General features: G+C 60.0%; 7 protein-coding genes. All 7 read left to right on the forward strand.

Going from position 1 to position 6517, the window contains the following annotated elements:
* Positions 1–30: 30 nt before the first annotated feature.
* Positions 31–225: a helix-turn-helix domain-containing protein gene (locus tag V3W31_06470; GenBank protein ID MEE9614581.1), complete on the forward strand. Its 195-nt coding sequence runs from the start codon at positions 31–33 to the stop codon at positions 223–225.
* Positions 226–253: 28 nt separating this feature from the next.
* Positions 254–1321, forward strand: coding sequence for a type IV pilus assembly protein PilM (gene pilM / locus V3W31_06475; protein ID MEE9614582.1), 1068 nt, complete (start codon positions 254–256; stop codon positions 1319–1321).
* Positions 1318–1863, forward strand: coding sequence for a PilN domain-containing protein (locus tag V3W31_06480; GenBank protein MEE9614583.1), 546 nt, complete (start codon positions 1318–1320; stop codon positions 1861–1863). The genes pilM and V3W31_06480 overlap by 4 nt, the downstream gene beginning before the upstream one ends.
* A gap of 3 nt (positions 1864–1866) precedes the next feature.
* Entirely contained in the window at positions 1867–2496 is a 630-nt protein-coding gene (locus tag V3W31_06485; GenBank protein MEE9614584.1) for a type 4a pilus biogenesis protein PilO, read from the forward strand.
* An 11-nt stretch (positions 2497–2507) separates the two neighbouring features.
* The gene (locus V3W31_06490) at positions 2508–3026 is read left to right on the forward strand and encodes a pilus assembly protein PilP (GenBank protein ID MEE9614585.1); all 519 of its coding nucleotides are present in this window, start codon (positions 2508–2510) and stop codon (positions 3024–3026) included.
* Between the two features lie 103 nt (positions 3027–3129).
* Positions 3130–5985, forward strand: a complete 2856-nt coding sequence (pilQ, locus tag V3W31_06495) for a type IV pilus secretin PilQ (protein ID MEE9614586.1) — start codon at positions 3130–3132, stop codon at positions 5983–5985.
* Positions 5986–6069: 84 nt separating this feature from the next.
* On the forward strand, positions 6070–6517 hold a 448-nt coding region (locus tag V3W31_06500), incomplete at its 3' end, for a chorismate synthase (GenBank protein ID MEE9614587.1).

The following is a 6517-nucleotide window of genomic DNA, read 5'->3' on the forward strand; positions in this document are numbered from 1 at the left end:
AGGCCCGAAAGTAGAGTGGGGACAATGGGAATGGTAAAAAACAGCCTTAAGAAGGTAAGAGAGAGTATGCTCCTCAGCAAGTCCGAGCTTGCGCGCAAGGCCGGGGTTTCACCGCTTACCATAGACAGGATAGAGAAGGGCTACTCGTGCAGGGTGGATACCAAGAGGAAGATTATCCAGGCCCTGGGGCTTAAGATATCGGAGAAGGACAAGGTCTTCGGCTGATACGGCCGCGCCTTTACAAGAGGTAAAGATGGAAATCCCGTTTTTAAGCGGTAAGAAGGACGCCGTCGCGCTCGACATAGGCTCCAACGCCATAAAGGTGGTGCAGCTTAACCAGGCCAAGAAGGGCTGGGAGCTCAAGAAGCTCGGCATAGCGTACCTTCCGCCCGAGGCCATCGTGGACGGCTCGGTCATAGACTCTATGACCGTGACCAACACGATAACCGAGCTTATAAAGGAGCAGGGCATAAAGGCGGTGGACGCGGCCTCGGCGCTTACCGGCCACTCCGTTATCATAAAGAAGGTGAGCCTGCCCGCGATGACCGAAGAAGAACTCGGGGAATCCGTCCAGTGGGAGGCCGAGCAGTACATACCCTTCCCCATGTCGGACGTGAACATAGACTTCCAGATACTCGGCGAGGATACCGAGGGCAGGGGGCAGATGGACGTCATGCTCGTCGCGGTCAAGAAGGACGTCATAAACGACTACACCAACGTTATAAAGGAAGCCGGCCTGAACCCGGTCGTGGTGGACGTGGACTGCTTCGCCTTGGAGAACATGATAGAGATAAACTACTCCATGGCGCCGGAGGAGAACCTTGCGGTAGTGAACATAGGGGCGAGCATAACGAGCATAAGCGTCATATCCGGCGGCATTACGGTCTTCACCCGGTCGGTGCCCATGGGCGGCAACCAGTTCACCGAAGAGATACAGAGGCACTTCAACATAAGCTTCTCGGACGCCGAGGACCTCAAGATGGGCAAGGAGGTCAGCGGGGTGGACGCCGAAGAGCTGCCCGGGGTGATAGCGGCCGTCTCAGGCAATATGGCCCTTGAGGTCAGGAGGTCCGTGGACTTCTTCATGGGCGGGGCCCCCGGCGCTATGGTCAGCAAGGTGCTCCTCGGCGGCGGCGGGGCCAGGGTCAAGGACCTCTCGGCGGTCGTACAGGAGAGGACGGCGGTGCCCGTGGAGATGGTGGACCCGTTTAACGGGCTCATATGTAACCCCAAGCGCTTCGACCCCGACTACCTGAGCGAGATGGCGCCCTACTTCGGGGTTGCCGTGGGGCTCGGTACCAGGAGGTTCGGCGACAGATGATACGCATAAACCTTCTACCCGTAAGGGCGGCAAAGAAAAAGGAGACCATACGGTTCCAGCTGACCGTGGCCGGCCTCATAACGTTTCTGGTCGTGGCGGTTAGTCTGCTGCTGTACGTGTTGAAGGCCTCCGAGGTATCGGCGATTGAGGAAGAGATAGCCGATGGCCAGCAAGAGCTCGCGAGACTCACCATAGAGGTGGGCGAGCTCTCCAAGATAAAGCAGCAGAAAGCGGTCGTGCAGGGCAAGCTCGACGTGGTGGGGAGGCTCGAGAAGGGCCGGAGCGGGCCGGTGAACCTCTTCACAAGGGTGGCGGATGCCATCCCGGAGAAGGCATGGATCACCTCGCTCCGCCAGTCGCCCTCGGTGGTGGTCCTCGAGGGCTTCGCCGCCACGGACGAAGTGGTGGCCGACTTCATGCGGGGGCTCGAGAGGCACCCGGCCCTGGGCGCCGTGGAGCTTGAGGTCGCCAAGAGGGGTACGGGGAAGAAGGACAGCCCGGCAGGGCTGGTGGAGTTTTCCATAAGGCTGGACCAGAGGTAGCGGATGGCGATCGATATAAAAGGCTTGCCCGATCTTATACTGAAGCGGCCCTTATACCAGAGGGTGCTGGTCCTGGCGGTGATTAACATCGCCATAGTCGGACTTGTGTTCAGTACGCTCCTGGGGCCCAAACGCCTGCAGGCCACGGAACTTACCGACGAACTCGATATCCTCACGATAAAGCTCCAGGAGAACAGGCGTATAGCGAGCGACATCCCCAGGTTCCAGAAGGAGAAGGAGGAACTGGAGGGGAAGCTCAAGCTGGCGCTCGCCCAGCTGCCCAACGAAAAGGAGATACCGTCTCTCATAGACGGCATAAGCGACGCGGGTAACGAGGCGGGGCTTACCCTGCTGCTATTCCAGCCCTCCATGGAGGTGTTGAAGGATTTTTATGCCGAGGTCCCGGTAGACATGGAAGTCTCGGGAAGGTACGAGAGCCTCTTTCACTTTTGTGAGAAAGTGGCCTCCCTGCCGAGGATAGTCAATATAGGCAGCATTAACGTCTCGGTCGCCAAGGGTTCCGGCAACTCCCGTACGCCGGAGCTCAGTGCGAGTTTCGTGGCTACGACCTTCAGGTTCGTATCCGCCGGGCCGTCGTCTCCCGGGCCGTCGCCTCCCGGGCCGCCTAAGTAAAGGATACCAATATGCGCAGATATCCGTTTATATATATCGTTATCGCGGCACTTCCCCTTGTTCTGGCCTCGTGCGGAGGGGGGGAGGATGACTTAGACCAGGCCATCCCGGTCGCCACGCCTCCCCCGAGGGTAGCCCCGCCGGCGGAGGCGGAAAAACCCATGGAGCCTCTTGTGCCCGTGGAAGGTGTGCTGCGTAACCCCTTCCAGACCTATATAGTTGCGCCGGTAGCATTAGGGGACGACGATGATTACAGAAAGGGACCCCTTGAGTGCTGTCCGCTGGAGCGCTTCAACCTGTTGGCGGTCGTGGCGGGCGTGGACGACCCAAGGGCGTTGGTGCTGGCCCCCGACGGAAAGAGGTATATAGTGAAGACGGGGGACCGCTTCGGGGATAAGCGGGGGGTTATTTCAAGAATAGAGGGAAGGGAACTATTCGTGAAGGAGAAGGTCCGGGATGATATGGGCCAGGTGGTGGATACCGTGGAGAAGAGTATTGGCCTGCCAATGGAGAGGGAAGGGGGAGGGTAGGACGGTTCGACACACATATCGGTCCGCTCCGGAGACGGCTGGGGCTTCCCGGGATTCCGGCGGACGTTATAAAAGAAGAGTCTTTTCAGCAATGGAGGTAGTTATGAATATAGGATCCGTAAGAGCAAGGAAGGGATTTTTGTACACCATAATGGCCGGCATGGTCGCGGTGGCCGGATGCGCCCCGCGGACCCAACCGGTTGCCGAGCCGGTGCCGACGGCCGAGGAGGTCCCGGCGGCGGGTGCGGTGACCATAGAGCTTGTAAGCGTCGTCGGGGACGGGGACGCCATACTGGTAGAGGCCAGCGGCGCCATACAGTACACCGCCTTCAGGCTTTCCGACCCACCGAGACTTATAGTGGACCTGCCGGGCGTGAACATGGAACAGGTCAGCGATACCATAGAGGTGGACAATAATTTCATGACGTCCATAACCACCTCGACCTACGGTGAGGACGAAAAGACTATAGGCAGGATAGAGATAAGGCTCAGGGAGGGTATAAACCACAACGTGAAGTCCGGGGAGGACAGCCTCCTTGTCGACCTTTCGAGAGATATCTATATCTCCGACGAGGCCGGGGCGGTCGAAGAGGAGCCGCTGGCCATGGAAGAGGAAGAAGCCGCACTGGAGGTGGCTGAGGCTGAGGCCGCGGTAGAGGTCCCGGTGATTGAGGAGGCCGCCGAGGAGCCCGTAGAGGTCCCGGTGATCGAGGAGGTCACCAGTGAGGAGCCGTTACCGGCCGCTACCAGACTCATCCAGGTGGCTTCGGCGCGGGAAGACGGCACCTCGGTCTTCACGGTCATAGCCGACGGGGCCATAGGCAGCTATAACTCCTTTGGGCTCGACGACCCCGCAAGGCTTGTTATAGACGTGTGGGGCGTGGACGCCACCATCGAACAGAAGGATATCCCCGTAAGCGGGGAGCAGATAGAGAGGATAAGGGTGGGGATCCATCCCGACAAGGTAAGGCTCGTATTCGATTCCCGCCTGCCGACCGTTCCGGCCCATACCATGAGGAGAGAGAGAGACAGGCTGGTGGTGAGGTTCGGCGATGAGGCGGACTTGCAGGCCGCTGAGGCCGCTCCCGTTCAGGTGGCCGCGGTCGAAGAAGAGGCCCCTGCCCCGGCGGAGGCCATTGAAGAACCCCCGGCGGAGGCGGCCGTTGAGTCCCCGGCGGAGGTGGCCGTTGAGTCCCCGGCGGAGGTGGAGCCGATGCTCATAGAGAGTGTCGACTTCAAGACGGTAGGGAACAAGGCGAGGATTGCCATTATGAGTTCCGGCGAGCCGAACTACATGGTCAAAGAGTCGCTTGACGGAAAGACGGTGACCGTGAGCATACGGGACGCGATAATACCCGAGGAGCTCAAGAGGACCCTCGATGCCACCGCCCTTGCCACGCCGGTAGCCAGGATAAGTTCCTACCAGGCGTCCGTCGAGCCTTCGAGAGAGGTCCGTATACTCATAAGCCTTAAGGAGCAGGCCTCCTACGAGGTCACGGGCGAGGGCACCGAGTTGAACATAGACTTCCCGCTGGCCGCCCCTGTTGCGATGGCTGGTGAGACCGCCATGGTAACGGCGACAGGGCTCGAAGTGGCCCCGGCCGAAGAGGGAGAGACCGTTTCTTCAGGCGAATTCACCGGGACCAGGATCGACCTGGACCTGTCGGACGCGGAGGTCGCGGACATATTGAAACTCCTGGCCGAGGTCAGCAACCTGAACATCATCGCCTCGGACGAGGTAAGTGGCAAGATAACGCTCCGGCTGAAGGACGTCCCCTGGGATCAGGCCTTCGACCTGATACTGAAGAGTAAGGGGCTCGGCGAAGTACGGGAGGGCAACGTGATAAGGGTGGCCCCCATGGAGTCCATCAAGAGGGAGAAGGAGGCGGCCCTGGCGGCGAAGATTGCGGCGCAAAAGCTCGAGTCGATCGAGACGGAATACGTGAGGGTCAGCTATGACGAGGCCGCCACACTGGCACCGCAGGTCCAGGAGCTCTTAAGCGACAGGGGCATCGCTACATTCCACGAGGCGACCAACACCCTCGTTATAAAGGATACCAGGAAGGGCATAGACGAGGCCCTGGACTACATATCGAGGGTCGATATACCCACCCCGCAGGTCCTCATAGAGGCGAGGATAGTGGAGGCCGAGTCGAGCTTCGCCCGCGACCTCGGTATCCAGTGGGGGATTGACTACCAGGGCGGCGGCCCGAAGGTCCACACGGGCATCTTCGGAAGCTCCGAGCAGTTGGGGTCGTTCGAGATGGATCCCGCCGCCCAGACTGCAATAGTCGATGATGCCGCGGAGGGCGTGCACAACCTGACAAGGAAGGACTGGCCGGTCATAGCCGGCGTCGGCAACTATGCCGTAAACCTACCCGCGACCGGTACCGCGGGTGCGCTCGGCGGACTCGGGTTCGTACTGGGCAAGGCCGGCGCGAGCAACGCCATACTCGACCTCCGTATCACCGCGGGAGAGCAGGAAGGCGTCGTTAAGACCATATCCAGGCCGAGGATTACCACGCTGGATAACAAGGAAGCCAAGATAGAGCAGGGTGAGTCCATACCGTTTGAGACCACTTCGGCCTCCGGCACGGCCACTTCCTTCATAGACGCCAACCTGAGCCTTACGGTGACCCCCCATATAACGCCGGACGGGAGCGTCCTCATGAGTATAAAGGCCAGCAGGAACTCCATCGGTACCTACAGGACGTCGGGCGGAGAGCCGAGTATAAACAAAAAAGAGGCCTACACCGAGGTGCTCGTGAGAGACGGTGAGACGACGGTCATCGGCGGTATCGTCATAACCGATACGAGCAGCACTACAAGCGGGATACCGTTCTTGAAGGACATCCCCATACTCGGCTGGCTCTTCAAGAGCAAGTCGGTCTCGGACAGCCAGAAGGAGCTGCTCATATTCATAACCCCGACCATTATCACCGGACTGGACAAGGGCTGAGGGACCGCTGACCACCCCAAAATGCACCCCCGCCGGGGGTGCATTTTTTTTAAGTGTTTATCTAAGTGCTCAGGGGATGGAACCATGCTCAGATACCTTACATCCGGAGAGTCGCACGGAAGCCGCCTTACCGCACTCATAGACGGGGTGCCGTCGGGCCTTGCCCTCTCCGCCCTCCATATAGACACGGACCTCGCCAGGAGGCAGGGAGGTTACGGCCGCGGGGGCAGGCAGAAGATAGAGAAGGACCGCGTTGAGATCACCTCCGGAGTCCGGTTCGGCAGGACCATCGGCTCCCCTATCGCACTTACCATTGAAAACCTGGACTGGGAGAACTGGAAGGAGGCCATGGCGGTTGCCGGGCACCGGACGGTCAGGGGGAGTAAAGCCGTTACAAGGTCCAGGCCCGGCCATGCGGACCTCGCAGCTGCACTTAAGTACGACACCCATGACCTGAGGGACATCCTCGAGCGATCGAGCGCGAGGGAGACCGCCGCGAGGGTGGCGGCGGGGGGCGTGGCAAAGAGGCTCT

The sequence above is a fragment of the Thermodesulfobacteriota bacterium genome (assembly GCA_036482575.1).
In the GTDB taxonomy this organism is placed as follows: Bacteria; Desulfobacterota; GWC2-55-46; order GWC2-55-46; family JAUVFY01; genus JAZGJJ01.

Coding starts and splice junctions, on each gene's coding strand:
- V3W31_06470 (MEE9614581.1), top strand. CDS start 31: ATGGTAAAAAACAGCCTTAAGAAGGTAAGAGAGAGTATGCTCCTCAGC.
- V3W31_06490 (MEE9614585.1), top strand. CDS start 2,508: ATGCGCAGATATCCGTTTATATATATCGTTATCGCGGCACTTCCCCTT.
- V3W31_06485 (MEE9614584.1), top strand. CDS start 1,867: ATGGCGATCGATATAAAAGGCTTGCCCGATCTTATACTGAAGCGGCCC.
- pilQ (MEE9614586.1), top strand. CDS start 3,130: ATGAATATAGGATCCGTAAGAGCAAGGAAGGGATTTTTGTACACCATA.
- V3W31_06480 (MEE9614583.1), top strand. CDS start 1,318: ATGATACGCATAAACCTTCTACCCGTAAGGGCGGCAAAGAAAAAGGAG.
- pilM (MEE9614582.1), top strand. CDS start 254: ATGGAAATCCCGTTTTTAAGCGGTAAGAAGGACGCCGTCGCGCTCGAC.